This is a genomic window from Nitrospira sp. (assembly GCA_030692565.1).
Classification (GTDB): domain Bacteria; phylum Nitrospirota; class Nitrospiria; order Nitrospirales; family Nitrospiraceae; genus Nitrospira_D.
The window spans coordinates 19,219-46,024 of record JAUYAO010000002.1 but is presented as its reverse complement, the minus strand read 5'-3'; the positions used below and the strand labels follow the sequence as shown (position 1 = coordinate 46,024).

The 26,806-nt window shown below is 57.6% G+C and carries 31 protein-coding genes and 1 tRNA gene; 11 read left to right on the top strand and 21 right to left on the bottom strand.

Features of this window, described 5'->3' with window-relative positions:
- Window positions 1-143: 143 nt before the first annotated feature.
- From Q8N04_01020 to rho, 11 genes are all read right to left on the bottom strand, one after another.
- A complete protein-coding gene (locus tag Q8N04_01020) occupies window positions 144-269 on the bottom strand; it encodes a hypothetical protein (GenBank protein MDP3089233.1) in 126 nt (41 codons plus the stop codon).
- A 50-nt stretch (window positions 270-319) separates the two neighbouring features.
- Window positions 320-628: a DUF2442 domain-containing protein gene (locus tag Q8N04_01015; protein ID MDP3089232.1), complete on the bottom strand. Its 309-nt coding sequence runs from the start codon at window positions 626-628 to the stop codon at window positions 320-322.
- Complete coding sequence (locus Q8N04_01010) at window positions 588-761, bottom strand: DUF4160 domain-containing protein (protein MDP3089231.1); 174 nt, start codon at window positions 759-761, stop codon at window positions 588-590. The genes Q8N04_01015 and Q8N04_01010 overlap by 41 nt, the downstream gene beginning before the upstream one ends.
- Before the next feature lie 147 nt (window positions 762-908).
- Entirely contained in the window at window positions 909-1,517 is a 609-nt protein-coding gene (gene hisB, locus Q8N04_01005; protein ID MDP3089230.1) for an imidazoleglycerol-phosphate dehydratase HisB, read from the bottom strand.
- Window positions 1,514-2,797, bottom strand: coding sequence for a histidinol dehydrogenase (hisD, locus tag Q8N04_01000; protein MDP3089229.1), 1,284 nt, complete (start codon window positions 2,795-2,797; stop codon window positions 1,514-1,516). The genes hisB and hisD overlap by 4 nt, the downstream gene beginning before the upstream one ends.
- Entirely contained in the window at window positions 2,794-3,498 is a 705-nt protein-coding gene (gene hisG / locus Q8N04_00995) for an ATP phosphoribosyltransferase (protein MDP3089228.1), read from the bottom strand. The genes hisD and hisG overlap by 4 nt, the downstream gene beginning before the upstream one ends.
- An 8-nt stretch (window positions 3,499-3,506) precedes the next feature.
- The gene (gene murA / locus Q8N04_00990; GenBank protein MDP3089227.1) at window positions 3,507-4,781 is read right to left on the bottom strand and encodes a UDP-N-acetylglucosamine 1-carboxyvinyltransferase; all 1,275 of its coding nucleotides are present in this window, start codon (window positions 4,779-4,781) and stop codon (window positions 3,507-3,509) included.
- 14 nt (window positions 4,782-4,795) lie between these two features.
- The gene (gene prmC / locus Q8N04_00985) at window positions 4,796-5,671 is read right to left on the bottom strand and encodes a peptide chain release factor N(5)-glutamine methyltransferase (protein ID MDP3089226.1); all 876 of its coding nucleotides are present in this window, start codon (window positions 5,669-5,671) and stop codon (window positions 4,796-4,798) included.
- A gap of 21 nt (window positions 5,672-5,692) precedes the next feature.
- Window positions 5,693-6,772 carry a peptide chain release factor 1 gene (gene prfA / locus Q8N04_00980; GenBank protein MDP3089225.1) on the bottom strand — a complete coding sequence of 360 codons (1,080 nt, stop codon included), beginning with the start codon at window positions 6,770-6,772 and terminating at the stop codon, window positions 5,693-5,695.
- Window positions 6,773-6,988: 216 nt separating this feature from the next.
- Complete coding sequence (rpmE, locus tag Q8N04_00975; protein ID MDP3089224.1) at window positions 6,989-7,195, bottom strand: 50S ribosomal protein L31; 207 nt, start codon at window positions 7,193-7,195, stop codon at window positions 6,989-6,991.
- Window positions 7,196-7,292: 97 nt separating this feature from the next.
- A complete protein-coding gene (rho, locus tag Q8N04_00970; protein MDP3089223.1) occupies window positions 7,293-8,540 on the bottom strand; it encodes a transcription termination factor Rho in 1,248 nt (415 codons plus the stop codon).
- A 502-nt stretch (window positions 8,541-9,042) separates the two neighbouring features.
- Between rho and Q8N04_00965 the strand changes: the two genes are divergently transcribed.
- The 10 genes from Q8N04_00965 (at window position 9,043) to Q8N04_00920 (ending at window position 15,853) form a co-directional block, all read left to right on the top strand.
- Window positions 9,043-9,456: a DUF2203 domain-containing protein gene (locus Q8N04_00965; GenBank protein MDP3089222.1), complete on the top strand. Its 414-nt coding sequence runs from the start codon at window positions 9,043-9,045 to the stop codon at window positions 9,454-9,456.
- Between the two features lie 55 nt (window positions 9,457-9,511).
- On the top strand, window positions 9,512-9,784 hold the full coding sequence (locus Q8N04_00960) for a YciI family protein (GenBank protein ID MDP3089221.1): 273 nt from the start codon (window positions 9,512-9,514) through the stop codon (window positions 9,782-9,784).
- A gap of 121 nt (window positions 9,785-9,905) precedes the next feature.
- Window positions 9,906-11,180 carry a hypothetical protein gene (locus Q8N04_00955; protein ID MDP3089220.1) on the top strand — a complete coding sequence of 425 codons (1,275 nt, stop codon included), beginning with the start codon at window positions 9,906-9,908 and terminating at the stop codon, window positions 11,178-11,180.
- 312 nt (window positions 11,181-11,492) lie between these two features.
- A complete protein-coding gene (locus Q8N04_00950) occupies window positions 11,493-12,128 on the top strand; it encodes a carbon monoxide dehydrogenase beta subunit family protein (GenBank protein MDP3089219.1) in 636 nt (211 codons plus the stop codon).
- Between the two features lie 41 nt (window positions 12,129-12,169).
- Window positions 12,170-13,381, top strand: coding sequence for a transketolase C-terminal domain-containing protein (locus Q8N04_00945; GenBank protein MDP3089218.1), 1,212 nt, complete (start codon window positions 12,170-12,172; stop codon window positions 13,379-13,381).
- 60 nt (window positions 13,382-13,441) lie between these two features.
- On the top strand, window positions 13,442-14,344 hold the full coding sequence (locus Q8N04_00940) for a thiamine pyrophosphate-dependent enzyme (protein ID MDP3089217.1): 903 nt from the start codon (window positions 13,442-13,444) through the stop codon (window positions 14,342-14,344).
- Window positions 14,345-14,362: 18 nt separating this feature from the next.
- Window positions 14,363-15,070 carry a 2-oxoacid:acceptor oxidoreductase family protein gene (locus Q8N04_00935; protein ID MDP3089216.1) on the top strand — a complete coding sequence of 236 codons (708 nt, stop codon included), beginning with the start codon at window positions 14,363-14,365 and terminating at the stop codon, window positions 15,068-15,070.
- An 18-nt stretch (window positions 15,071-15,088) separates the two neighbouring features.
- Window positions 15,089-15,367: a pyruvate ferredoxin oxidoreductase gene (locus Q8N04_00930; protein ID MDP3089215.1), complete on the top strand. Its 279-nt coding sequence runs from the start codon at window positions 15,089-15,091 to the stop codon at window positions 15,365-15,367.
- A 76-nt stretch (window positions 15,368-15,443) separates the two neighbouring features.
- Window positions 15,444-15,713: a hypothetical protein gene (locus Q8N04_00925; protein MDP3089214.1), complete on the top strand. Its 270-nt coding sequence runs from the start codon at window positions 15,444-15,446 to the stop codon at window positions 15,711-15,713.
- A gap of 64 nt (window positions 15,714-15,777) precedes the next feature.
- Window positions 15,778-15,853, top strand: a tRNA-Asn gene (locus Q8N04_00920).
- 63 nt (window positions 15,854-15,916) lie between these two features.
- On the opposite strand, the gene Q8N04_00915 is transcribed toward Q8N04_00920, so the two are convergent.
- A complete protein-coding gene (locus Q8N04_00915) occupies window positions 15,917-16,564 on the bottom strand; it encodes a class II aldolase/adducin family protein (protein MDP3089213.1) in 648 nt (215 codons plus the stop codon).
- Window positions 16,565-16,698: 134 nt separating this feature from the next.
- Between Q8N04_00915 and Q8N04_00910 the strand changes: the two genes are divergently transcribed.
- Window positions 16,699-17,682 carry an alpha/beta fold hydrolase gene (locus Q8N04_00910; GenBank protein MDP3089212.1) on the top strand — a complete coding sequence of 328 codons (984 nt, stop codon included), beginning with the start codon at window positions 16,699-16,701 and terminating at the stop codon, window positions 17,680-17,682.
- Between the two features lie 46 nt (window positions 17,683-17,728).
- Here Q8N04_00910 and Q8N04_00905 read toward each other — a convergent pair whose 3' ends face one another.
- The 9 genes from Q8N04_00905 to Q8N04_00865 all read right to left on the bottom strand — a co-directional run bounded on the left by Q8N04_00905 (window position 17,729) and on the right by Q8N04_00865 (window position 26,806).
- Window positions 17,729-18,187: a hypothetical protein gene (locus tag Q8N04_00905; protein ID MDP3089211.1), complete on the bottom strand. Its 459-nt coding sequence runs from the start codon at window positions 18,185-18,187 to the stop codon at window positions 17,729-17,731.
- Window positions 18,188-18,309: 122 nt separating this feature from the next.
- Window positions 18,310-19,794: a proteasome accessory factor PafA2 family protein gene (locus Q8N04_00900; GenBank protein MDP3089210.1), complete on the bottom strand. Its 1,485-nt coding sequence runs from the start codon at window positions 19,792-19,794 to the stop codon at window positions 18,310-18,312.
- Between the two features lie 138 nt (window positions 19,795-19,932).
- Window positions 19,933-20,757 (bottom strand): hypothetical protein, encoded by an 825-nt coding sequence (locus Q8N04_00895; protein ID MDP3089209.1) that lies wholly within the window; start codon window positions 20,755-20,757, stop codon window positions 19,933-19,935.
- Between the two features lie 89 nt (window positions 20,758-20,846).
- Window positions 20,847-21,620 (bottom strand): proteasome subunit alpha, encoded by a 774-nt coding sequence (locus tag Q8N04_00890; protein MDP3089208.1) that lies wholly within the window; start codon window positions 21,618-21,620, stop codon window positions 20,847-20,849.
- 102 nt (window positions 21,621-21,722) lie between these two features.
- Window positions 21,723-21,917: a ubiquitin-like protein UBact gene (locus tag Q8N04_00885; protein ID MDP3089207.1), complete on the bottom strand. Its 195-nt coding sequence runs from the start codon at window positions 21,915-21,917 to the stop codon at window positions 21,723-21,725.
- A complete protein-coding gene (locus Q8N04_00880) occupies window positions 21,914-23,443 on the bottom strand; it encodes a proteasome accessory factor PafA2 family protein (GenBank protein MDP3089206.1) in 1,530 nt (509 codons plus the stop codon). Before Q8N04_00880 ends, Q8N04_00885 begins: the two co-directional genes overlap by 4 nt.
- Complete coding sequence (locus tag Q8N04_00875; protein ID MDP3089205.1) at window positions 23,443-25,185, bottom strand: AAA family ATPase; 1,743 nt, start codon at window positions 25,183-25,185, stop codon at window positions 23,443-23,445. Before Q8N04_00875 ends, Q8N04_00880 begins: the two co-directional genes overlap by 1 nt.
- A gap of 62 nt (window positions 25,186-25,247) precedes the next feature.
- Window positions 25,248-26,363, bottom strand: a complete 1,116-nt coding sequence (locus Q8N04_00870) for a trypsin-like peptidase domain-containing protein (GenBank protein ID MDP3089204.1) — start codon at window positions 26,361-26,363, stop codon at window positions 25,248-25,250.
- 20 nt (window positions 26,364-26,383) lie between these two features.
- On the bottom strand, window positions 26,384-26,806 hold the full coding sequence (locus tag Q8N04_00865) for a secondary thiamine-phosphate synthase enzyme YjbQ (GenBank protein ID MDP3089203.1): 423 nt from the start codon (window positions 26,804-26,806) through the stop codon (window positions 26,384-26,386).

The following is a 26,806-nucleotide window of genomic DNA, read 5'->3' as shown; positions in this document are numbered from 1 at the left end:
CAGCTCCTGCACGGACGGAGGGAGCAGTACCGGCTGATCGACGTCCCAGGATTTGAATGTTTTAGCCATGCCGCCTAGAAACCACAATGCCCGCTGCCTGTCCAGTCCAAAATGCACATTACTCGGACAGGCTCCTAGCCCTTCTAGAGCATTCCCTTGGTCGAGAGGACTTTTCCGGCCAGCCGTTCTTCCGGCATAGGGGCCTGATCGAGGGCTTTGGCCAGCCCTTTGAAAATGGCTTCCATGATGTGTGTAGGTGCGACCATCACGTCTATGCCAATTCCCGGCCCCTTCGCGAACCAGCCCCAATTGCCCTCATTCAACGGCCCGCTTTTACCGGACGTCTGGACCGCCTAGCTTGGCGCGGGTGCTTCGAGATCAGCGGGAACTTCTCTGGATGCCTGATGGACTCCACGGCCACATCGATATCAAGGTCAGGCCAATAGAGGTGATTCGGCTGCGGCCACTCAATTTTCAGAATTTCTAAGACCGAGGCCTCCTTGAACCAGGGAAACTCTTTGAAAGGGATAAAGAGCTCTTCGTCGGCCAGGAGCAGCCAGAACCCGTGCTTTGAGATGCTCATCACCTCAGCGCCCGAAGTGGCTTTGCCAAGCGTTGCGGATTTCATTCTCGTGCTCCTCGATGAGAGTATTCGCGAGCCGGACCTGCCGGGCGTTCAGACCTGAATTTTGCGCCAATTCAATGGTCGGCTCCAGCCAGAACTTCGCTTCGCCACGTTCACAATACACATGGACGTGCATCCGTGTTTCCTCACGGGAAAAGAAATAAAAGCGAAATCCTCCCGCTCGAAAAATTGTTGGACTCAGGCCACATCCTCCGTCTGTGATCCGCACAAACCATTGTGGGCGAAGGCCCTGGATTAAAACAGATTCAAAGCGCGGCCTTTTTTACAGCATCCCCTTTGTAGAGAGAACTTTCCCCGCGAGCCGTTCTTCCGGCATGGTCGCTTGATCGAGGGCTTTGGCCAGGCCTTTGAAAATGGCTTCCATGATGTGATGCGGATTGCGGCCATACAGGAGGTTCACGTGCAGATTCAATCCGCCATGCGTCACGAAGGCCTGGAAAAAATCCTCGAATAAACCCAAGTCGAACGCCTTGATCTTCCGATCCGGCAAGGCCACGTTATAGACGAGATACGGCCGTCCGCTGAGATCCACGGTGATCTGGGCAAGCGTTTCATCCAACGGCGCCGAGGCAAACCCGAATCGCTTGATCCCCGCCTTCTCGCCCAGCGCTTGATGCAACGCCTTACCCATCACGATTCCGACGTCCTCAACCGTGTGGTGTTCATCGATATCGATATCGCCTTTGGCTTTGACCGTCAGGTCAAAGAAGCCGTGCTTAGCCAGCAGCTCCAGCATGTGATCGAAGAAGCGGATGCCGGTGTCGATCTTGCCTTGCCCGCGGCCGTCGATCGTCCACTCGACGGAAATATCGGTTTCTTTGGTGGCGCGATGAATCGAGGCCTGCCGCGATGCCGATCCGCGCTTCTTCATGAGAACCTGCTTTCAGCCGACTTGGCATGCGCATCGAATCCTTCGATATGCGCGAGACGCACCAGATGATCTTTCACCTTCCTCAACTCCTCTTTCGTGTAGTGCACGATATTGCTGGTCTTCACATAATCATGGACGGACAAGGCGGAGAAAAACCGCGCGGACCCGCCGGTCGGCAACACGTGATTCGGCCCGGCAATATAATCCGCTACAGACGGCGGGGTATACCGGCCCAGGAACAAGGCCCCCGCGTGGCGGACTTTCTCCAGATAGTCGAAGGGATTGTCCACTGAGAGGGTCAGGTGCTCGGCGGCGATTTCGTTCGCCAGGTCGATGGCTTCATCCATTGTCGTCACGACAAAGGCCACCGCGTGCCGCGCGATCGACTTCGAAGCGATCTTTTCCCGCTGTAGCCCCTTCAACTGGCTGTCGATCAGTTTGGACACGTCTTTGGCCAGTCGCTCGGAATTCGTCACCAGAAAGACTTGCGCATCTTCATCATGCTCGGCTTCGCAGAGGAGATCCGCGGCGACATGAGCCGGCTCCGCATCGGCGTCGGCAACTACCAGCAACTCGCTGGGGCCGGCGATCATGTCGATACCGACCGTTCCGTAGAGCAAGCGCTTCGCCGTCGCCACATAAATATTTCCGGGACCGACAATTTTGTCGACCTTCGCGATCGTCTTGGTGCCGTAAGCAAGCGCGGCGACCGCCTGCACGCCGCCGACACGATAGATCTCCGTCACTCCGGCGATATCAGCGGCCACCAGCAGATAGGGATTGATGGGGCCCTTCTGCGGCGGCGTGACCATCACGATCCGCTCGACACCGGCCACTTTAGCGGGAATGGCACACATCAGCACCGACGAGGGATACACCGCTTTGCCACCGGGCACATAGACTCCCACCGCATCCACCGGCGTCACGACTTGTCCCAATGTCGCGGTCTCATCCTGATACATCCAGGTCTTCGTGCGCTGGCGCTCGTGAAACGCGGTGACCCGCTGCGCGGCAAACCGGAGGGCATCGCCTTCGTCTTTGCGGATATGGTGATAGGCTTCTTTGATTTCCTCAGGAGACACTCTCAGCGCCTCGGCCTTGAGCGCGACACGATCAAACTGCTTCGTGTAGCGCAAGACCGCACGATCGCCGCCGCGTTGGACTGCCTGGAGGATCGTCCGAACGGTTTTTTCAACCGCATTGCTCTGAACCGCCCCGCGCAAGGCGACCTTCTTCACCGTCGCGGCAAACGACCGATCAGCCTGCGTGAGAATTTTCATGCGCGATCCTTCGCTGATATGGAAGCTCGTTTCAATCCTGTATTGCCCCGTGGCATCGATGGTGGTTTCTGAGAATCCGCCACGGCCTTCCGCAACCGGCGAATCATATCCATCAGTGGTGCATGTTTGAGCTTGAGGCTTGCCCGGTTCGCGATGAAGCGTGCGGTCGACTGGGCAATCAGGTCCACTTCGACCAGATCGTGCGCCTTGAGCGTACTGCCGGTCTCGACGAGGTCGACGATCCGATCCGCCAGTCCCACAACCGGCGCTAACTCAATTGAGCCGTACAGCTTGATGATTTCGACCGGGACCCCGCGCTGGTTGAAAAAGCGCTCGGTGATCCTGGGATATTTCGTCGCGACGCGAACCTTGGATGACAGCCGATCGCACGCGACCTCGGCCCGGAGCGCAGCGACCGAGATTCTACACGCTCCGAACAGCAAATCCAATGGCTCATAAACGTCGCTGTCCTGTTCCATCAGCACGTCTTTCCCGACGATTCCGGCGTCGGCACCCCCGTATTCCACATAGGTAGGCACGTCGCTCGGCCGCACAATCAAGAAGGTGGTGTCGATCTCAGGACAAGGAAAGATCAACCGCCGGCTCTCCCCCACTAACCCTGCGCTGTCATAGCCGGCCCGGCGGAACAGTTCCAGCGTCGGTTCGATTAACTTCCCCTTCGAGAGCGCAATCGTCAGCATAGATCCCTCTAACGGACTCCTGTGGCGGGGGTTGTCTTTCGGCGCTCAATGTTCGCCCCAACCGCCCGCAGTTTTTCTTCAATACGCTCATAGCCGCGATCGAGGTGATACACCCGCTGTACTTCCGTCGCACCCTCGGCGGCCAAGCCGGCCAGAATGAGCCCCGCGCTGGCACGAAGGTCCGAAGCCATGACCGGCGCTCCTGTCAGCGTGGGACGTCCCGTGACGATCAAGCGATTACCTTCGACCCGAATATCCGCTCCCATCCGTCGCAGCTCTTCCACATGCATGAAACGGCTTTCAAACACCGTCTCCGTGACCACGCTCGTGCCTTCCGTAATCGCCATCAGCGCGACCATCTGCGCCTGCATATCCGTCGGGAACCCGGGAAACGGTAAGGTCCGGACATCCGTCCCCTTGAGCCGTCCATTCCGCCTGATTCGCACCGTCTGGGCCTCGACCTGAATGTCCGCACCCGCTTCCCGCAACTTCATCAAGACCGCTTCAAGATGAACGGGACGACAATGGGTAATCGTGACATCTCCATTCGTGATCGCCCCGGCTACGAGGTGCGTGCCGGCCTCGATGCGATCCGGGATCACCTCATGATCCGCACCGTGCAATTCCCGCACACCTTCAATCGTGAGCATATCCGTCCCGGCCCCTGCGATACGGGCGCCGCGCTTGTTCAGAAACTCGGCAAGGTCTACGATTTCCGGCTCTTTCGCCGCATTTTCGATAACGCTGGTCCCCTCGGCGAGGGAGGCGGCCATCATCAGGTTTTCCGTACCGGTCACCGTCGTGGTATCGCAATAGATCCGCGCACCCTTCAGCCGCTTCGCCCTCGCGGTGATATACCCATGCTCGATCGAAATGTCAGCTCCTAATTTTGCCAACCCGGCCAAATGGAGGTTTACCGGTCGGGAACCGATTGCACAGCCGCCCGGCAACGAAACCTTCGCTTCCCCCCAGCGAGCGAGCAAGGGTCCCAATACCAACACTGAGGCACGCATGGTTTTCACCAGGTCATACGGCGCCTCTGTAGAATGAATCACGTCAGCTTTAATGACGGCACGGTTGGCCTCATGGGAGACCTGAGCCCCCAGAATGCCGAGGAGTTTCCCCATCGTCAGCACATCGACCACCCGGGGGACATTCGTAATGACACATTCACCGCCACCTAAGATGGTCGAGGCCAGAATGGGAAGGGCCGAGTTCTTCGCCCCGCTGATCCGGACTTCTCCGCGCAACCGATTTCCACCCGTAATGACAATCTCATCCATCGACGTTGTGCTTCCTATTCCACCCGCTGAGTCATGACCACCCGTTCGATCCCTGCCGCATCTTCGATAATCCGAAGCCCCCCATACCCGCCGATCTCCGCTACTAACCGCCGAACCGTCGGGGCTTGCCCCGCCCCCATTTCCATGACGAGCCACCCGCCTGGAACGAGAAATTCCCGGGATTCGCGCAGCAACCGCTCGTGAAATTCCGTTCCCTGCACTCCCCCGACCAATGCCATGCGCGGCTCAAATACCCGGACTTCCGGCTCCAGGCCAGTCCAATCGGATTCGGAAATGTAGGGTGGGTTTGAGACAATGACGTCGATCGTGTCAGCCGCCTGCCGAGCGTGAAGTGGCGACAGCAGATCCCCTTCGAGCCATTCAATCCGATCACGCACCCCATGTCTCATCGCGTTGGCCTGCGCCACCGCCAGCGCCTCCGGAGATCGGTCAATTGCAATGACGCGCTGCCCCTTCAGTCGAGCGGCCAATGTGATCGACAGGCAACCGGAACCCGTTCCCACATCAACAATGGTGGCATCGGGAAGAGATCGGACATGGTCCATAACGTGATAGATCAGCAATTCCGTCTCAGGACGGGGAATCAGCACGGCGGAGCTGACAGCGAATTCGAGTCCGCAAAACTCTTGCGTCCCAAGCAGATATTGGAGTGGTTCACGGGCCACACGCCGTGCGACCAGGGACTCAATACAGGCCCAGACATCGGGAGAGACCAACCGGTCCACCTGACTCACCAACTGGTGACTTCGTACCGCAAGCGCGTGCTCCAAGAGCCACCTCGCCTCCTGCGCCCCGTTGCTCACCCCGGCCTGGACCAAGGACTGCCGAGCCCACGCAACGAGGGCACCCACCGTCTTCAGCTCTGGCATGACAAGGGCCGCCATAGTCCCCTACACGTTGGCTGTGTCGATCTGCTGCTGTTGCGCTTTCAACGCCTGGACAAATTCATCCAGATCACCTTCCATCACCAATTCAAGCTTGTGCAACGTCATGCCGACCCGATGGTCGGTGACGCGATTCTGCGGGAAGTTGTAGGTACGAATCTTCTCGCTCCGCTCGCCGGTCCCGACCTGGGATTTTCTGTTCTGGGCGATCTCTGCGTCGTGCTTTTCCCGCTCCGCCTCAACAATTCTTGCGCGCAAGGTCCGCATGGCTTTCGTGCGATTCTTCAGTTGCGACCGTTCGTCCTGACAACTGACCACCACCCCGGTGGGGATATGAGTAATGCGCACCGCAGACTTGGTCGTATTGACGCTCTGCCCGCCGGCGCCGGAGGAGCAGAAGGTATCGATTCGGAGATCTCCCGGATCGATCTTGACGTCGATTTCGTCGACTTCCGGCATGACTGCCACCGTCACGGTGGACGTATGGATCCGGCCGGCCGCTTCCGTCACCGGCACACGCTGCACGCGGTGCACGCCGGCTTCGTACTTAAAATGACTATAGGCCCCCTTGCCCTCGATCAATGCCGTGATGTTCTTATACCCGCCTATGCCGGTTTCGGTGGCCTCGACGGTATCAACCTTGAACCCTTTCTGCTCTGCATACTTGCTATAGAGGCGAAAGAGTTCTCCGGCGAATAAGGCGGCTTCATCGCCACCGGTCCCGGCCCGGATTTCCAGCAACAGGCTCTTCGCGTCCCGTGGATCTTTCGGGATCAGGAACTCTTTGGCCTGCTCTTCCATGATCGCTTGCTGCCGCTGCAACTCATTCGTTTCATCGGTCGCCATCTTATGCATGTCACTACCGGCTGAGGGGTCGGCAAGAATCTGCGCCGCCTCTTCAAGCTGTCGGACGTTCCCGCGGTAGCTCTCAAACAACTGCGCCGCCGGCTCAAGATCTACCCGCTCCTTGCTCAGCTTGTGGAGTTGGGCCGGCTGACTGACGACCGAGGGGTCCATGAGCTGATCGGTCAACTCTTGGAATCGCGATGCCACAGATTCCCATTTTTTGAGTAGGGCGGCTTCCATCGTTCTCGTTCCTAGCAGGATGCTGAAAAAGTCCGCCAGCAGCGTTCTCGCTTCGCTCAGACCCCTCAACGTACCTCACAGGGTACGCCTCGGTACTTCACTCGCTGCGGCCTTGCTGGACGGCCTTTTTGAGCATCCTAACGTTCGATCAGGCCAAAAAACAAAGAGACCCTGCTCCAGGGCGAAGCAGGGTCTCTTCTATGACACGTAGAGTGGCTACTTGTCCTTCTTCGCGTACTTCTTCTTAAACCGTTCGACCCGTCCTTCGGTATCGATAATTTTTTGCGTGCCGGTAAAAAACGGATGACAGGCACCGCAAATATCGACGCTGATTTCCCCGATGGTCGTGCGCGTCTTGAATGAGTTGCCACAAGCGCAATGGACCGTGGCTTCCCGATACATTGGATGAATACCCTTTTGCATGACCTACGACTCCTTGCCAAACATTCGTTCAGGTTCCTGGCCCCACGCCAGGAGCGATGCACTCTATCCGAACCACAGGGGTAGAAACAAGCGGCTCCTACCGATTCATGGATTGCAGGAATTCCTGATTGGTTTTGGTCCCGCCGATTTTGTCCATCAGGAACTCCATCGCTTCCATCGTTCCCAACGGGCTCAGGACCTTCCGCAAGATCCACATCTTATTGAGCCGATCCTTATCCACCAACAACTCTTCTTTTCTGGTTCCGGACTTGCTGATATCGATCGCCGGGAAGAGGCGCTTGTCGGCCAAGCGACGATCCAGATGGACTTCCATATTGCCGGTTCCTTTGAACTCTTCGAAGATCACGTCATCCATGCGGCTGCCGGTATCGACCAGCGCAGAGGCCATGATCGTCAAGCTCCCGCCGTGCTCGATGTTGCGGGCGGCACCGAAGAAGCGCTTGGGCCGCTGCAGCGCGTTGGAATCGAGACCGCCGGAGAGGACCTTGCCGCTGGGCGGAGCGATGGTATTATACGCACGTGCGAGACGCGTAATGCTGTCCAACAGAATCACGACGTCCTTCTTGTGCTCGACCAATCGTTTAGCCTTCTCCAGCACCATTTCAGCGACTTGCGCATGGCGCTGTGCCGGCTCATCGAACGTCGAACTGATGACTTCGGCCTTGACCTGCCGCTGCCAGTCGGTGACTTCTTCCGGCCGCTCGTCGATCAACAACACGATCAGCGTCACTTCTTTGTGATTCTTCAGGATGGCCCGCGCAAGGGCTTGGAGCAACATCGTCTTACCGGTGCGGGGAGCGGCCACGATCAGTCCGCGCTGACCCTTCCCGATTGGCGTGGTTAAGTCCATCACGCGCGTGCAATATTCTTCGCGGTCAAATTCGAGATTGAGTCGTTCTTCGGGATAGAGAGGCGTCAGGTTGTCAAAGAGGATCTTATCCCGCGAGACTTCCGGGTCTTCGTAGTTGACCTTCTCGACTTTGAGCAGCGCAAAGTACCGCTCGCTCTCCTTGGGAGGCCTGATCTGCCCTGAGACGGTGTCACCGGTACGCAAATTAAACCGGCGAATTTGCGACGGCGAAATATAGATATCGTCGGGCCCCGGGAGATAGTTGGAGTCGGGAGCGCGCAAAAATCCAAATCCGTCCGGAAGGGTTTCCAGAACGCCTTCTCCGTAGACGACGCCGTTCTTTTCGGTCTGGCCTTGAAGAATGGCGAAGATGAGCTCCTGTTTCCGCAGATTGGCCGATCCTTCGATCTTGAGGTCACGCGCCACCTCGTTCAGATCGGCGATGGATTTCTGCTTCAACTCCGCCAAATACATGACCTCTCCCTTAGCAGCTTGCATAGCACTCCTATCGAGCCATCGGCTCTGTTGTCATGAACAAGAACTCACTAGATTGATTGACCATTCGTCGGAACAGATGTGTGTTTGTGTTTGAATCAGCGATATCGTAGTTTTGAGAGGACGATTCGTACGGTGCCTTGGCTACGCACGTTTCATGGTTATGAAGATGCTGCCCCGAGTCTCCGAAACATCTGAGAAATTGACCGTGATCAATGGATATTAGTGGCGTTCGCCTTCTACTTCGATGCTGACCAACTCAGTGTGGTTTCGATTCGAGAAAGATTCCGGAGGTTGAAATTACGTGGAGAGCGATTCGCATCAAATGTGAATGCTACAGCGGATGATACGCATGGCTCCCTCCATTGTCAACAGAACAAAACATTTTTCTCCATTCTCCGGCCGTCTCTACGTAAAGCGCCCGCTCCCATTGAATCGGGAAAAGGGCTGTGATACACAGCCTCAAGGAGTACCGACGACTATGGCTGAAGATCGAGATGAAGACAGTCCGGGACGAGTCTTTACGCTATTTGAAGCGAATCAACTCATTCCGCAGCTCCAAACCCACCTGGAGACCGTCAAGCAATTCAAGTCTGTCCTCGTCCGAACGCGCGATGAGGTCCGTAAGGCCTCAGAACAAGCGCTCTATGGAGGCGGAACGTCTGTGGGAACCCAATACGTGATCAGCCTGCAAACGATTAGTTCCAATCTTCACGCCATCCATGAATTGGGTGTCCACGTGAAAGATATCGATCTAGGCCTGTGCGACTTTCCTCACGCCCGTGACGGACGAATCGTGTATCTCTGCTGGAAACTTGGAGAAACCGAAGTCCGTTGGTGGCATGAAGTGACGCATGGATACAAAGACCGATGCCCCCTTGAAGGCCCTGCCTAAATCCCGTTCATAACGAAATTAGTGAGCCAGACCTGCTCGCGAAGAAAGATCTACGATGAAATTTGTAATTCTTGGTTACGACGGCCCTGAAGGAGAAGCGAAACGGAAAATCCATCGCCCAGCCCACCTCGCCAATCTTGAACCATTAGCGCAACAAGGCCGCGTCATTCTTGCCGGTCCTCTCACAGACAAAGCCGGCAGTTTGATGGTGCTGGAGTTCGAGTCGCAGGCTGAGGCCGAACACTTCGCCAACCAGGATCCCTATATGGTGAACGGCGTCTTTGAGCGGGTTGAAGTTCACCCGTTCATGCAGGTATTGCCCAAATAAGTTGGGCACTTCTGCACTTCACAATATTTCATCTCACCATTCCTTGGCCTAACTAAGATTCAAGCGCTAGCCCTACCTTGGGTGCATTGTCCGTCCAGATATCGCGCGGTATAGTTACACTATGAATCGCTCGATTTTGTTGCCGCTCACACGTCTCACCCTGTCGCTATCCATACTCTTTCTCGTTGCCCCTGGCGCCACCGCAACCGAAACCACGGTTGTGGCCGAAGGACAATATGTCATGGCCGACGGGGATACGTTGGCTATGGCGGAAGACAAAGTTCTGCAACGCGCCCAACGCAAAGCCGTTGAGGAGGCCGGAATTTATCTCGAATCAACTTTCCACGATTATGAATCGGTTCGGAACGGGAAACGCACGCAAATCAGCTCCCTTGAGATTCGAACGCTCGCTGCGGCCATTACCAAAACGGACGTGCTGGAATCCCGGCGCAGCTTTGAGCATGATCGACCGGTTTTCACCATTCGCATTCGAGCCGTTGTGAATTTAGATCAGCTCCAAGAGGCTGTTCGCCGATGGCGGTCCGAAGAGCAATTAGCCGCACATTTCCGACAATTACAAAAGGAAAATGCCGAGCTCAAGGCGCAACTCCGCGAGACACAGGCGCCGCCCGCAGGGGTGCGCACGCTCGTCATCGAGCCACCAGGACGCACAGGCCCGCAGGAACAGGCGCGCCACCTCTTGGAGACTGCCCTCCACTCACACGACCTTCGCCAGAAAATCGACCTGACATCACAAGCCACAACCCTGGATCCTCAGTTCGTAGATCCGTTGATCGTCAGGGGACAGACCTATCTAAAGATGGCTTCTCTGGCTTTTTTCAACAAATCTCACCCGAGTGAATACTCGGAGTCTATCGACTGTGCTCGAATGGATTTTGACCGCGCCCTCATTTTGGACGCAAGAAATCCGTGGGCACTTCTCGGACAAGGAGATGTGAATACGTGGCTGAATCAGCCGGAAGAGGCCGAAAGGGCTTACGCGCAGGCCTTGGAAATCGACCCGTTTTTCGACATCGCCCGCCAGAGGCTCATTCGCGTTACCACCACTCAGGCCCGCAAACTGGTATCTGCCAAGCAATGGGGGCCCGCGATGACGACCCTCAATCGGACCCTCAACTTATCGGTCTCTGAAAGCTGGATCCCTTCTCAAAAAGAGGCCTACCTCCTCCGAGGCGAACTCCATCAAAAGATGAATCAGCCTGCGCAAGCTATTGATGATTTGAGCGTCGTCATCGGCATAGACCCTACGCACCTCCAGGCGCTCTTCATGCGTGGCAAGCTCTACCAGGAACAACTCCAAGGACGTCTCGCCAAAGAGGACTTTGAGCAAGCCTGCATTCTCGGCGCTTCAGCCGCCTGTGAGCAGCTCCCCTGACCCGTCAATCCAATACAGTTTGACGAGGCGCCTTCCAGGGCAGAATCGGCCGTATCGTGTTTGACAAGGAAAAAGTCTGCCCCCTATAATGTCGGCCAAATTGCAGTCAGAATCACACGCTCTGAGCCCACAGTTGGTAGTCCCTAAAGGCCTAATCTAACTCTGCCTTTATAGCCCAAAAGCTCCGGGAGGTGGGCCTTCTGTGAGGTTGCAGAAGGTGTAGAGAAAAGCTTAGAGTGTTGACAGGATTCAAGAGTCAGAACTGAGTCGTTGCTGAGGCCCTTCACCCTTTTGCCCGGAGAGTAAGGCGTAATGAGTCAATACCGCGTGCTTCCAGGACCAGAACACTTTCTGCCCCCCGCTGCCGCCAGTATGGGCATTCGGTTACCGAACCCAGGCGAAGCCCACATCAACGGCGTCATTGTCTCCGAAGAAAAAGCCTATGAAGAAGCTGCCAAGCAATTCTTGATGGCCAAAGTGCCGACCCTCTTCCCTGGGCCCTTGGTGCTCTGGGCTTGGAATGAAAAGGCCGCCAAAAAGGCGACGGCAATCCGCCATCTGTACAACACACTGAAGGAATGTGTGCAGCCAGGCCAAAAGCCCATGCTGATTCCCATGCCGGACTATCGCCCCAAGTACCCCAAGATCAATCCCGAAGTTGAAATCAACCCCAACCATCCGAATCTGACCATCTGGCACAACAAGATTGACTGCTGCATGTTCATCGGTGTGCATTGCCACCAGGCGAACCTGTCGCTCAAGATTATTCGGGGCGGGACCTCATGCTACACAATTGCAATGTGTGCGCAAGCCGGCCATGAAGACGCGATGCTCTCATTCCGCGATGCATCGGTCGAAAAAATCATGACCCTGGCAGACTGGGTGAGAAAGTTGAAAGGGACAGTCCAACCACGGCTGACGTCAGCCAAGAGCGGGGCGTCAAACTAAACCGTTTGAAACTCCCCGTGCAGTGAAAGGAGGCTAGGTCCATGGCAGAGAATAAATCCCTCATCGGGACAAAAAATAAAAAAGGGCAGACCTTTACCGATACCTGGACGATGATGAACGACGCCCCGCGTACTCCGTCGTTCTATACAGGTAGCGAAGTCATTAAAGAAGCGTTGAGACGCGCCAGTTGCGACGTCATGATTGCCTATCCGATCACCCCGCAGAGTGAAGCCGCGGCGTTGATCGGCGAATTGTTCGCGGAAGGCTACATCGGTGACTACTTCCGCGGTGAGAGTGAGTTTGCCGTCATGTCCCAGTGCGCCGGCGCCGCATTCGGTGGCGCGCGTGTCTTCACGACGACTGCGGGCCCCGGCACAATGCGCGCCATGGAAAACTTCCCCATGTGGTCCGGTGCGCGGCTGCCGATTCAAATGATCGTCACGTGCCGCGGCATCAACTCGCCGCTCTCTATCCAACCGGACACACTCGAAATCGCGTACTTGTTGAATACCGGAATGCTGGTCTGGCATGCGGAAACCGCGCAAGACTTCTTCGACTGGATCCTCAAAGGCTACATGGTATCGGAAGAGCCGGACGTGCACTTGCCCCTCGCGCTCTGCTGCGACGGATTCTTTGTGACACACACGAAGGACGTCGTAAATTTGACTCCGGCCGACATGTGTTTACCGCCCTACGACCCCTACCGCTCACCGGTCCCCTGCATGGACATGGAATGTCCGCCGGTCCGGATGATGCGCGATCCCTTCGTCATGAAGAGTAACTACATCAGCTACGCCACCCATGCCAGCTGGCAGCAGGAAATCTGGGCGGCGATTGAACGCTCAAGAAAACATACCATCAAGTGGATCAACGGACTGGTCGATACTGAGAATACCGATGCCGAGATCATGATCGTGGCCTCCGGGACAGCCGTCTCACAGGGACGCGAAGCCATCCGCCTCTTAGAGGACGAAGGCATCCGCTGCGGACTGGTGAAAGTAAAGTCCCTGCGCCCCTGGCCGGAAGAGGAAATCCGGGAAGCCACGAAAAACGCGAAGCACATTTTCGTGCCGGAGTTTAACGTCACCGGGTGGCTGGCGAAAGAAATCAAGGCGACGATTCCCAATCACCATCGAGTCCATTCCGGTCCGCGCGTGTGCGGAGGCATGACGATGCCGCCGGAAATCATCGTTCAGGAAATCAAAACAGTGCTCGGGATGAAGACCGTCTCCCTGGCTGGTCGTGGGAGCTGAACAACTTAACGAACGGGCAAGCTACCTAATATTGAACGAGACCCCTTTGAGGAGGCATATATGAGTAAAGAACGTATTCAGATTTCAGAAGCCCTCTACGACATCATGCCGTCCGATTATCAGGACCTGGTCAAGAGCGCGACCTACGGCAAGGAAGATCGTGGCTGGAAAGATATCGGTAACAGCAAGGAACTCATCGAGCAGCACTCACTCTGCGCGGGCTGCCCGGAGTCCATGGCGTTCCGCTATATCCTGGCCTCACTCCCCAATCCGGAAGACACCGTGATGGTTGGTTCAACCGGTTGCACCAGCTTGGTGTTCCCGATGGTGGCTGTCCACAACATTCACTCTCTCTTCGGCAACCAGAACGCCATCGCGTCCGGGTTGAAGCGCGCCCTGAGTGTCCGCTTTCCAGGCCGGACGAAAGACGTCGTGGTCCTCGCCGGTGACGGCGCCACCGTTGACATCGGCCTCGATATGACCCTTCAAGCCTGGTTCCGCCAGGAAAAGTTCACCACGATCTGCTTCGACAACGAACTCTACGCCAACACCGGCGGCCAGGAGAGCGGACTGATGCAGAAGGGATTTGTCGCCAAGATGGCTCCGGTCGGCAAGCTGTTCGACAAGGTCCGGTTGCCGGAAATCGCCCGCGAGTCCGGCTGTCACTACGTAGTGAATTGCACCGTCAGCAAGCCCTCCCTGGTCGAGAAAGTCATCCGTAACGCCGTGCATATTGCGCGCGAGATCGGCCCGACCTATCTCCAGCTCTATACGCCCTGCATTCTGGAAATCGGGAAGAACAGCATGGAAGGCCTTCAGGAGATGCGTGACTCCGAAAAGCCGACCGAGCGGTTCGCGTACAAGGAATACGTCAGCGAGCCGGCCAAGCAATTGCTGGCCGAACTAGCTGCGAAGGATAAAGAACGGAAAGCGGCCGCCAAGCAATTGGCCGGGCAAGCCTAACGAAACCGGAGGTTGTCCATGATTAAGAAGAGACTCAATATCCGGATGTCGGGTTTAGGCGGACAGGGCGCGGTCACCGCAGCCCATGTCTTGGCCATGGCCGCAAACCGGGACGGAAAGTTTTCGATCTCCAACCCGTTCTTTGGAGCGGAGAAGCGGATGGCTCCGGCGGAGAGCTATTGCCGTATCGGCATCGAGCGGATCTACGACCGCGGCGAATTGGTATTCCCGGATGTGATCCAGGTATTTCACCCTCAGGTCATCACGATGGGCAAGAGCTATACGATGCCATTCTATTCCGGCGTGAAAGAAGGCGGCGTCGTGGTTATCAACTCCGCGCAGCCCCTTCTGTCAGAAGAAGACATTCAGCGGCTCAAAGATTTGAACGTCGCTCTGTTTTATATCGCCGGGACTGAGCTCGCGATCGAAGTCGCTGGCACCGAGCTGTCCACGAACATGGCCATGATCGGATCTGTGGCAGGCATTACCAAGTGCGTCTCGATGGAGGCCTTGGATGGCGCGCTTCAAGAGCGCTTCGGAAAGAAGTTCGTCGCGTCAGGCGGTACGGCTTCACTGGACGAAGCGATCAAGAAGAAGTTCGCCAAGAAGGAAATGCTGCTCGCCAAGAATCTGGCCACCGTGAAGGCGGCCTATGAAATCGCCAGCGAATGGGCGGATAAGAACAAGATCGAGTTACGAGTCGGCAATCCTGCCGTAGCCGCGTAAGAGAAGGAACTACGTCGCATGTATAACGTAGCGCAAGTCATCGATGAGAAATGCACTGCCAAGAAGGGCTGCCGCCTCTGCATCATGTATTGCCCGGAAGCCAACTGCCTGGACCTGAACTCCAGCAAGATGGTCGCCGAGGTCAATATTGATCGCTGCAAGGGGTGCGAACTGTGCGTGGTCGTTTGCGACGCCGCAAAGCACCATGCGATTGAGATGCAGGCCGTGAGCGCCACCGGTCAGCTGATGGCGAAAAAAGGCGAGTCAGCAGCTCTGGGACAAGCCTACCAAGGCTAATCCATTACGATGTGAATAACGGGAAACCCCATAGCGTCCGCGCTATGGGGTTTTTTGTTGAGAGAAGAGGGACCCCATGGACACTGAAGACAACGTCATCAATGAGCTCCTCGCAAAGATCTCCGGTCTGATCACGCAATACCCCAAGGCAATCGAGCGGCGCGCGGCGCAAATCCAAGCCTCGGGGAAAGATCCTGAACTCGTCGATAAGCTCGTGAAAGCAGCCGATACGATGCGGGATAGCGGAAATCTCTATCTGACCTGGGCGAAACACTATGCCGCGTTAGCCGATGGCAATACGGATGCCTCTTCCGACGAAGATGAAACTGAGGACTTTGACGTCTAAAAAAGACTCCCCCTCCGCAAGAAGTTTTGCTAGAATGGGTCCCGCTTCCATGTGAACTCTCCGTTCCCCGGTAGCTCAGTTGGTAGAGCAGCCGGCTGTTAACCGGCTGGTCGCAGGTTCGAGTCCTGCCCGGGGAGCCAAAATATAAAGAGGGCTGACGGCACAATGCCGTCAGCCCTCTTTTCGTTTCAGCTGTCGTTCGATTATGCCGCCAGACTCGATGCCCGTTGATTGAACGCGCGTGCGGCGACACCACTCTTCAGAACAATCTCGCAAATATGATCCAACCGCTCGATATGCTCATAGGCAGCCCATGGATCCACGGCCACAGCGCAGACTCCGTGGTTTGCCTGCCCAACGATGTCGAATTCGAGAGTCCCATCCTTCTGCAGCCCAAAACATTCAGCCGTGGCATCAGCCAGATCGCGAGAAAGCGCCGGTAAGGCTGGGACGGTCCGACCGACCCTGGTATAGCGTGAGATCTCCGGAAACTCAGCGCTCATGGCCTGTAAGTCCACTCCTGCATAGATCGCCGATACAATGTGGGTCGCATGCACGTGGACCACAGTCCGTGTCTTTTTGGAGTCCCGTTGCAGATTCCAATGCATCCAGAGTTCGCCGGACGGTTGCTGTCCATCCCGAACTTTGGGAATCAGTTGATTCGTCACCGGATCGCTTACAATCTCCAGTCGAACCACGTGCTCCGGATGCACAATCGTCTTTCGCCATCCGGAAGGCGTGATATAGAGATACTTGCCCTCGCGTTTCCGCATACTGATATTGCCGTCTCTGGTCGTAATCCACCCTCGCTCGTACACCCGCCGCATGACGTCGCCGATTGCTGTTAACATGCCTGCCTCCTTATACGAACTCCCAGGTCCCGTTATCGGTCGCTGGGCGTCCCCGCTTGAGGGGCGATCGTGAGTCGCATCTGTGGAACTTTCAGTCTACGCTCCAGGGCAAATATTGTTTATGATGTGGCGAGATGAATCACACAGACCGATTTGCTCCGCCAGCCATACTCCGGAATGCGCATCTCATGACCCTGGCGCCACGGTACTGGCCACGAGATCTCTCCCTGAGACAGATCCCTCAGCGCGAACGGCTCTTTACCACTGAACCGAATACGCAGCTCCTCGGATTCTGCCACTGGCAGCCACGTTCCTTGGAATCACCCACACTCATTCTTGTTCATGGACTGGAGGGCTGCGCAGACTCCCATTACATGCGTGGGATAGCCGCAAAAGCCTACCGACGGGGATTCAATGTCGTGCGGCTAAACCAACGCACCTGCGGCGGCACCGAGCACCTTACGCCAACCCTCTATAACAGTGGACTGAGCAGCGATTATCGCGAGATTGTCAGAGAACTGGCGATGGCGGACGGCCTGACGCGCATCTGGCTGGTGGGCTATTCGATGGGTGGCAATCTGGTGCTGAAGGCGGCCGGTGAAATGGGAGGAGCGATACCAGCCTTCTCAGGAGCCGTCGCGGTATGCCCGAACATCGATCCGACCCACTGCGTAGCGGCTCTGGAGCAACCACGCAACTGGATCTATCACCACCACTTCCTGTCACGGCTCAAAGCGCGCATGAAACGGAAGGCTGGGCTCTTTCCGGGGAAGTGGGATCTGCGTCCGATGGGCTCGATGCAAACCATCAGCCAATTCGACGACTGCTACACGGCCCGCGACGGAGGCTATCGAGACGGAGCCGATTACTATGATCGCGCAGGAGCCCGGCATGTGCTGCATCAAATCGCGGTCCCGACCTTGATCATCACCGCCCAGGACGACCCATTCATTCCCTATTCACTATTTGCTCAACCCGAGCTCATCGGGAATCAATCCATCTCGCTTCTGGCGCCTCGCCATGGCGGACATTGCGGATTCTTCAGCCTGAGCCAAAACGGTGAAGACTCCTACTGGGCGGAAAACAGAATTGTCGAGTTTGTGACTCGCGCGCGGTAGCCGTCGTCGCGGCCCCAACCAAGAAGCCGCCACCGGGAACGATCCGCTAGGCGGCTCTCTTCAGACGCCGGGAAGCAGTCGCAGCGACAAGCGGAGCGCAGGTTCGAACCCAGGTCACAATGAGCCAGGCAATGGCAGACACAATCCCCACGATAAACGCCCAGTTGTAGATTCCCTTGGCGAACTTATTCAGAAACGGACCGCCCACCAGCAACAGGACGCCATAGGCCAGAATCACCGTGACCAGCATCGTCATCGGGAGGATCAATGCCCGATAGGGCATCAGCCATTTCCACTCCTCGGGAGGATCGGCCGCCAACTGGCGCACGCCAAGCCAGCCGAGGGCAATAGTGCAACCGTACCCGAGGAACTGGACCAGATCGGAAGCAGCTAACTTTCCCACGGCCGTTTCACGAAACAGCGGAACTTGCCCGAGAATTAAGGCGAACGCGCACGAAAGCATCATCGCCACACCATATTGCATCATCCACGTCCGTGCTTTCATCGTAGACCTCCTGCTGGTCGCGGGACGAATCACCCGTCCCGTGACAAGCATATCATTCCGCCGGCGATTTCATAGAATCTGCGTGTTATGCGCGCACGCGGTGAGCCTGAGTCACGGTCCGGTCAGATGGATTGGAGATAGGTGCGAACGTCCTGGACATAGGTTTTGAAGGGGTCAGGCATGGGGAACGGGGTACGCCCGTTGATCTGGAAAATCGACCAATTGATGACATAGGCCGGGAAGAATCCCTGGTCCTGAGTCTGATCATCAAAGGCCTCAGGTGGACCCGCCGCTAGGATATGGCGAACCAGCTCTCCCCGGCCGAAGGCGCGCGTGTTGCGTGGAGGATGTTCCATCGCCAGCGCAATCGCCTTGTCCGTCGTCATGCGAGGCACCCGCCCCTCTTCGAGCAGCCCGAAATAGAGTCCTCGATCGGCACGCAAATTATGATATTCGAGGTCGAGGCTCTTGAGCGCCGGATCCTGCCAATCCAGCTGTTCGGCCTCGCGAAAGGATTCGAGCAGCCATAATTTGGAGGCCCAGTCGACCCGGCCGACCAGCTTGGCATAGTCGCCGCGCAAATCCGTCAGCACAGATTCCCACTGATCAAGCACCCAGTCCGTTTCCTCATCCTGCCCGGCGTAGGCTTCTCGCGCGGCCGCGAGAAATTGCTCTTGAATATCGATCGCTGAGATTGTCTTGCCTGATTGCAACCGCACGATCCACTGGCGCTCTTGATCCTGCGAGATCTCTTGCAGCGTTTCGACGGGCTCGTCGAGCTCCACGCCGGCCGGCGCCTTTCCCTCTTCGATCAACTGCAACACCAGTCCCGTCGTGCCCATTTTGAGCGCCGTGGCCACTTCGGCCATGTTGGAATCGCCGAGGAGCAGATGAATACGCCGGTATTGATTGGGATCCGCCAGCGGCTCGTCCCTGGTATTGACGATCGCGCGGTTCTGCTGCACCCACTCGAAGAAATCGTTCACGATATGATCGGCCCGCTGCGAAATCTGATAGGGAATCATCGTCTGCGGGCCATGTGAACGAAGCGCCCCACGCGGCACAATCAGGCGATCCACCTGGATCCAGGCATCCTGCGGATTCGCCGCCCCGATACGGCCGGAGCCGGCGAAAATCTGTCTGGTGACCAGGAAAGTGACGAGAGGACTCAACCCTCTCCGACTGAAGGGAAACCGGCGAGTGACCAGATAGTTCTCGTGCGATCCGAAGGTCGCGTCCGTTTCATGATCGATATTGTTTTTGATGAGCGAAATGGTCTCGCCGAACCCCAAGGCCTCGATCGCCTCCTGTAACAATTGATCCCCGGCCCGATCGACCGCGACAAGATCCACGAGCGACTGGCATTCCGGCGAGGCATATTCGAGGTGCCCCATGTCGAGATACATCCGCCCGGCATTGGTCAGAAAACCACCGTTCCCCGGCGGCTCATCATGCCCGCGATGGTGCAGGTCGAGCACCCCTCGGTGCTGAACCTGGAACAGATAATCCCGGATCTGGCGGGCAAACCATGTCGGGGAGTGATCGGGCCGATCCTGATTGACGAGGAGTCCGTACTCCGTTTCAAGCCCGAATATCCGGTTCAGCATGTTGGCGCGCCCCTATCGTACGCGCGAACTCGATGATCGTACATCTGGCTGGCACACCACGCCGGCGAGCGCTCGGGGCCTTCCCGATACACCAACAGTCCGTACTCCGTTTCAAGCCAGCACATACGGTTCAGCATATTAGCGATTCACGACGGCCTGAAAGTCGCCGGGAAGCAACCGTGCGAGCTCGGCCGGCGTCAGCGCACGATATTTGGATGAACCGACCTGCTGCCGCTCCAGGACCGCGCATTCCAGCGTCTTATCCGCCAGCACCTCACGGAGATGCGCGAGCAACGCAGTCTGATCGGGAATCGATGCGATCGTCTCGCGACTGGTCTCATGCCCGCCATCAGCCGACGCCTCTGCCGAATCCTGTTGATGCGCCAGTGATCCGATCGCCCAGGTGCGCAGAGCCAACTGCAAGCCCTGCCCAAGCGGGCAGGGAGACGGTTTCTGCGCCTTCAGATACTCCTGCATACGCGCCTGCGCCTGCTTCGTTGCGGCCAGCACGGCATACTCCTTAAGCTCTTCGAACGTCCCGTCATAGTTGATCGTGAGCAGCGTATCCCTCTCCGGCTTCTGACCCAACTCGGCCAGGACAATCCTGACGATAAACGGCGCCTTATAGACTTCTTCAAAAGCCTGTTTGATGACCGGAGCTATCCCGTATTTCACCAGCCGCGAGCCGGTGACATCCGACGGAGACCGGTTAAACCCTTCAGTATGCGCCATCTCCAACAGGCTGAATCGGAGCTTTTCCAGATCTGCCGGATGCCCCATGCCTCCGAGCGCAATCCGGTCGTAAATCTCATAGAGCTTCGACGTCCCTTTGCTGACCGTCGTCAGGAGCAGCCCCCCGTCGTAGCCCAGTGCCACCACCGGACTCCCCTGCCGAAACTGCTCATCGAGATAGGTTCGGCGATTGCCGACCGCTTCGACCCACCGGTAGGGTTCTTCATACATGGCGCACCACCTTAGATTCGCAAAATAGATTCAATCGACTCTTACCCGTCCGGCAACTGCCGACTGATCCAAGCCATCGACAGCGTGCTTCATGCATGGCGCACCACCTTGGATTCAAAGAGCGGTTTCAACCGGTCGTCAGGGACTACCCGCACTCCGTCCTGCGTAATCAATTTGATAATCGGATAGAGGCTGGACTCGCGATTGACGCCGCCCGTGGCCGAATCAAACTCGGCGGCACTGGTTAAGAGACGCAACGCTTGCACGGTCGCCTCTTCCTCCGTCATCACCGCCAGGGGACGCTCGCCCCAGGTATTCACATAGTGCAGAATGCCGCGGATTGTCGGCGACCCGGAACCTGACACCGCATACTCAACCCCTTCAAACTCGGCGCCGAGAATGTCGTAGAAAAATATCTTGGCCGCGCCCTGCTCGAAGTCATAGCCGGCAAACACCGGCACCACGGCGCCGGTTCCCGCCAAGGCCGCGGCCACATTTTCCTTCAAGAGTTTCGATACCGCACGCAGCTTCCCCTCAAAGCTCAACTCCTGAAGCTGAGTCCGCCGGTAGTATTTGAACGAGTGCTCCAATATCCGCACCATCTCATAGGCCGTAGCAGGAACCCCCGCGATGGCCATGACACTATGACGATCGATTTCGAGGACCTTGTCCGTCCGATCGTACATCACCATGTTGCCGGCCGTCGCCCGGCGATCACCGGCAACGAGGACGCCATCGCAATACTTGAACGCGAGAATCGTCGTCGCACTCGGCAGATCGACTCCCGCTCCGGCAACCGTCGGCTGGCCGAATTGATAGCCCTGCTCTTTCAACAGCTGAAAAAAATCTCCCTGCATCCCCATCGGTTCACCCTAGTGCTGCGTTCAAAGTCCTGAGTGCTGAGTGAGTATTCGGAATCTGCTCCCTGAGTTGAGCCTATGGCTCAGCACTCAGCACTGCTTCCTCTATTGTCCTGTCCGCTGCCGGTACCGCTCGGCCTGTTTCGGATCGACCTTCTTCATCCGCTTCATCAAACTGTCCTTGTCTGGCGACCCGGTATCTGGCCGCCGCGGCCCGCCGCCCTCTTCCGACGGACTCGGCGCCTTCGGCATCGGATCAACCGGTCCCTCCCGTCGCTCAGGCATCATCTGGTAGATCATGACTGTGATTCCTTTCTTATACTCCAGGCAGCCACGGCTTCGGCCGGAGACGCCGCCTGTTCAAAAATCTCGGCATAAGCCCGCACCTCGATCGGATCGAACAGGTCGCCCATCTCCAGCGTCTTGCCCCTTAACCCGCCCGAGAACTGAATACGCTCCCACTGCATCGACTTGATCTGATCGGAAAACCGCCGCACACACAGGCCCCGCAACCCACCGCGGGTATCGTGAGGACCGGCGGACAGGGCCTGCTCAATGTCGGCCTCCGTGGTCATACGCCAGGCCTTCCCTTCGGCTTCCAGCCCGAGGTACAGTCCACGGTCGGCGTTCAGATTGTGGTACTCGAGATCCAGACTCGCCAGCCAGGGATCATCCCAGCCGATCCGCTCTTCCCGTACAAAGGTCTCCAGCAACCACAACTTCGTCACCCAATCGAGCTTACCGACCAATTGACTGCGATCCTGCTTGAGCAGCCCCAGGGTCTCACCCCATTCGCGCAGCACCCAGTCCGTCTCAGCATCCGCGCCGGCCAGCATGCGCCTGGCTGCCGTATAGTACTGTTCCTGAATGTCCAGACCGGAAAGAGCCGGCCCCTGCTTCTGGCGCACGGTCGCTTTGAGGTCGGGATCCCGCGAAATCTGCTTCACCGCCGAAACCGGATCGGCCAGTTCAATCGCAGGTGCAGCCCCCCGATCGATCAACTCCAGTACCAATTGCGTTGTGCCGACCTTCAACGCCGTCGCATACTCGCACATATTCGCATCGCCGATGATCAGATGCAGCCGTCGATACTTCTCCCGAACGGCGTGCGGCTCATCCCTGGTATTGAGAATGGGCCGGTTATGCATCGTATCGACGCTCAGATCCGTCTCCATGAAATCGGCCCGCTGTGAGAGCTGATACTGCCCGGGAACGAAACCGCTCTCCTGCGCCTCGATACCGACTTTACCGGCACCAGCAATCACCTGACGACTGACTAAGAACGGCAGGAGACCTGCGACCAGTTGCTGAAACGGGATTGAGCGCGAGACGAGATAGTTGTCATGGCAGCCATAACTATGGCCATGGAGATCGGTATTGTTCTTATAGAGCTGCACATGCGGACCACCAAGGGTTCGATTCCTCCGCTCGGCCGCGCGTTGCACCACCCGCTCTCCCGCTCGATCGTGCGCGAGCAAATCGCGCAAGGTTCGACATTCGGGGCTGGAATACTCCGGGTGCGTATGGTCGTTGTAGAAGCGGGCGCCGTTCGGCAGCACCAGGTCGCTTTTCATCTCATGAAATGAAAAGGGCCGGTGCGCATCGATCTTGGCGAAGTCGTCTTCTTCTTTATCCTGTTGGAGCCCGGACACCCGAAACCCCCGGGCATCATCGTGCGGATCTTCTCCGCCATAATCCCAGCGCCGTTCGAACGACGCCGTCAGATGCGCGCGCACCAGCTCCATGGACTCGACGACCGGATCCACCTCATCGAGATCCTCGCGCGTAATCCCGTACTCTGTTTCTATGCCGAAGAGACGCAACATTAGATAATCTGATTGATCAAGCGCTCTTCCGTCTGCCGACCGCGCCGGAAGGACGACACGCCGACGACCTGCTCCGGATGATGGTCGAGCAGCTTCAACCATTCTTCCGCGGCATCATCGGGCGGCAGCATCTCCCCCTCGCGGAACTCTGCCAATACGGAATCAGAGAGATCCTGCGCGATGAGCCCGGCCGACTGGCCGGATTGGATCATGCGATCGATCGCCTTTTCCTTCGCCCGCTGGATAATGGACGAGAGAATCGCCCCGCTCACAAGATCGCCCCGATAGAGCACCTTATTCTGACCGCTCCGGAGCCGGATGGAGAGCAACCGGTTCTCATCCGTCCGTTTGTAAATTTGGTCGATGACCTCATCCACCAGCGAAGCAAAGGCCTTCGTCTTGTCTCCGCCGCGGTCGGCGATGACGGAAGAATCCAGCGGCAGCTCCTCCGTAAGATAGACTTTCAGAATCTCGGCGGCCGATTCCCGATTCGGGCGGCTGACCTTGATCTTGCGATCGATGCGTCCCGGACGCAGTACGGCGGGATCGATCAGATCCGGCCGATTCGACGCGAGAATGATCACGACATCCCGCAACGATTCGATCCCGTCCATCTCTGAGCAAAACATCGGAACCAGCGTGCTCGAAATATTGAACGAACGCGACGCCCGTCTCGTCCCTAGAATCGACTCGGCTTCGTCGATGAAAATAAACGGGAGCGCTCCCTCACGGCGGCGGGCTCTGGCCTTGGCGAAAAGGTCGCGCACCATCCGCTCCGACTCGCCGAGCCACATATTCAGAATCTCGGGCCCTTTGATATGGAGGAATGCGCCGCCGGTGATCGCGGGCAACGTCTCTGTTTTCCCGCCGGCAACCATCGACTCGCTCACGAGCTTCGAGAGACTGGCTGCGGCAGCCTGGCCGATCAGTGTTTTCCCGCAGCCCGGCGGGCCATAGAGCAGGAACCCCTTGGGTTGCGTGAACTTGAACTGCTGGAACGTCTCCGCATGCAGCAAGGGGTATTCGATCGCCTTGCGAATCGCGCTGATCGCCTCCTGCTGGCCGCCGATCTGCTCCCACGTGACCGTCGGCACTTCGTCGAGGACATGGGTCCTGGCTTTCCGGTCCTCCAGCTTCTCGATTGCAATCCGGTGGCCCGGGTCGATCCGCAATTCATCGCCGGCCTTCAGCTCTACCCCCACAAGGTCGCTCGACCGCTGGAGGATCATGGATTGGCGGCCCATCTCCTGCTCGAAACGCAACCGCCCGTCCGGCAATGCTTCCGTCAGCTTGAGCACCGGCCCGTTCAGGTCGTAGCCCAGTGTCTTGATGACCGCATAGGCTTCGTTCACGAGAATCTGCGCACCGATCTTTAAGTCCGCATTCGCCACACGGGGATCCACATTCGCATAATACTCGGCCCCGCCGACGATGATCCTCGCCAGGCCTTCGCCAGGCAGATCGAGCAACGTGCCGATCCGGTTGGCCGGCGCCGTCAGCTTCGCCACGACCTCGCTGATTTTTTTGAATTCGGCCTCCCGTTGCTGCTGACTGGCGGCCGCCAGCATGACGGAGTGGCGGAGCTTGTAGAGGATCTGTTGGCGCGGATCGTTCTCAGGAAAAGAGGCGAGGCATTGTTCGATCAACTCAAGCGGGTCGGGAGTGGTTGAGCCCGTCCGCTTTCCTGCTCCCGCGCCGGATGTGCCGGTCTGCCCTATATCGTCTGGTCGGTGGTCGCTCATAGCAATCTCCAGGTTGGTCAGGCGTCATCATAACAACATGTCGAAGCCGGACGCTACCAGCGTTAATTGACCGCCTGGAGGGTAAGAGGCAACTGTTGCCGTTTATTGGCGCGGATAATGTCGAGCGTCACCTGATCGCCGACCTTATGCGCTTCCATGATATCCATCATGTCGTCGATCGTCTCGACCGGCTTTCCGTCGATCGCCACGACAATGTCGCCGAGCTCGATGCGCCCGGCTTGCGTCTCGCGCGCCCCCCGCAGCCCGGCGCGATCGGCGCTCCCGCCGCGTGACACTTTTCCAATCACCAACCCTTTGATCCCCCATCGTTTGACGATGGAATCGGGCACCAGCGACACACCCAATCCCGGCCTGATCAGCTTCCCGTGCTTGATCAACTCCGGCACGATGCGATTGACGGTATCCACCGGTACCGCGAAGCCGATGCCGGCATAGGCGCCGCTGGGGCTGACGATTTGCGTGTTCACGCCGATCAACCGACCGCTGCTGTCGAGCAACGGCCCCCCGGAGTTGCCGGGGTTGATGGCCGCATCGGTTTGGATCACGCCCTCGATCGTCCGGTTCGACATCGACTTGATCGTGCGCCCTAGAGCGCTGACCACTCCTGTGGTCAAGGTATGGTCCAGCCCGAACGGATTGCCGATCGCCAGGACTTTCTGCCCGACCCGCAAGTCGTGCGACGCCCCGATCGCCAACGGCTCCAGAAGACTCTCAGAAACCTTTATTTGCAACACCGCCAGGTCATGGTCCGGATCGGCCCCGACAATCTTGGCTTGATGTTCGCTCCGGTCGGCCAGCGTAACCTTGATGGTATCGGCCCCGTAGATGACGTGGAAATTCGTCACAAGATAGCCCTGCTTACTCCAGACAAACCCGGAGCCGGACCCCTGCGGGACTTCCATCGTATCGAAGGACCAGATATCTCGTTGGATAGCCGTGTTCGCGATGAAGACCACCGACTTGGTGGCCCGCTCGAACACCGCCATGGTCGCGCGTTCGTCCGGGCTTAATTCGGCCGGTGCGGGAGTGACCGGCCGAGGCTTGCCATCCGCGCCATCGTAGGTCCCGCCGAGCGGTTTACCCCAGTCCGCCGCCATGGCCCACATGCTCAAGGCGAGGACGCTAGCTCCCGCCGTCATACCAGCAAGTCTTCGCATGGCGCGCCGCATGCTCATCATCACTCACCGATGAGTTGGAAGATCAGCTCGCGCGTGCGGGATCTGGTGTCAAAATCGACCACGACGACCTGCTGCCACGTGCCCAGCAGAAGCGCCCCTTCGGAAAATGGAATCGTGATAGACGGCCCTTGCAGCTGCCCGCGGAGATGGCTGTGCCCGTTATCTTCACCGGCATTTCTCGTATTGTGCTGCCAGGCGGGATCGGCCGGCACGGTGCGATCCCAAAAGGCCTTCGTATCGGCACGGATACCCGGCTCGTCCTCGATGATCATGATCGACGCAGTCGTGTGCTTCACAAACACCGTGACGATACCGGCGCTCAGACCGGACTCAGCGACGGCGGCCTGCACCGATTTCGTCAGATTCTCGATATGCGTCTCGCCCTGCATATTCACGCGAGAGGTCACGGTCTTCACAGACAT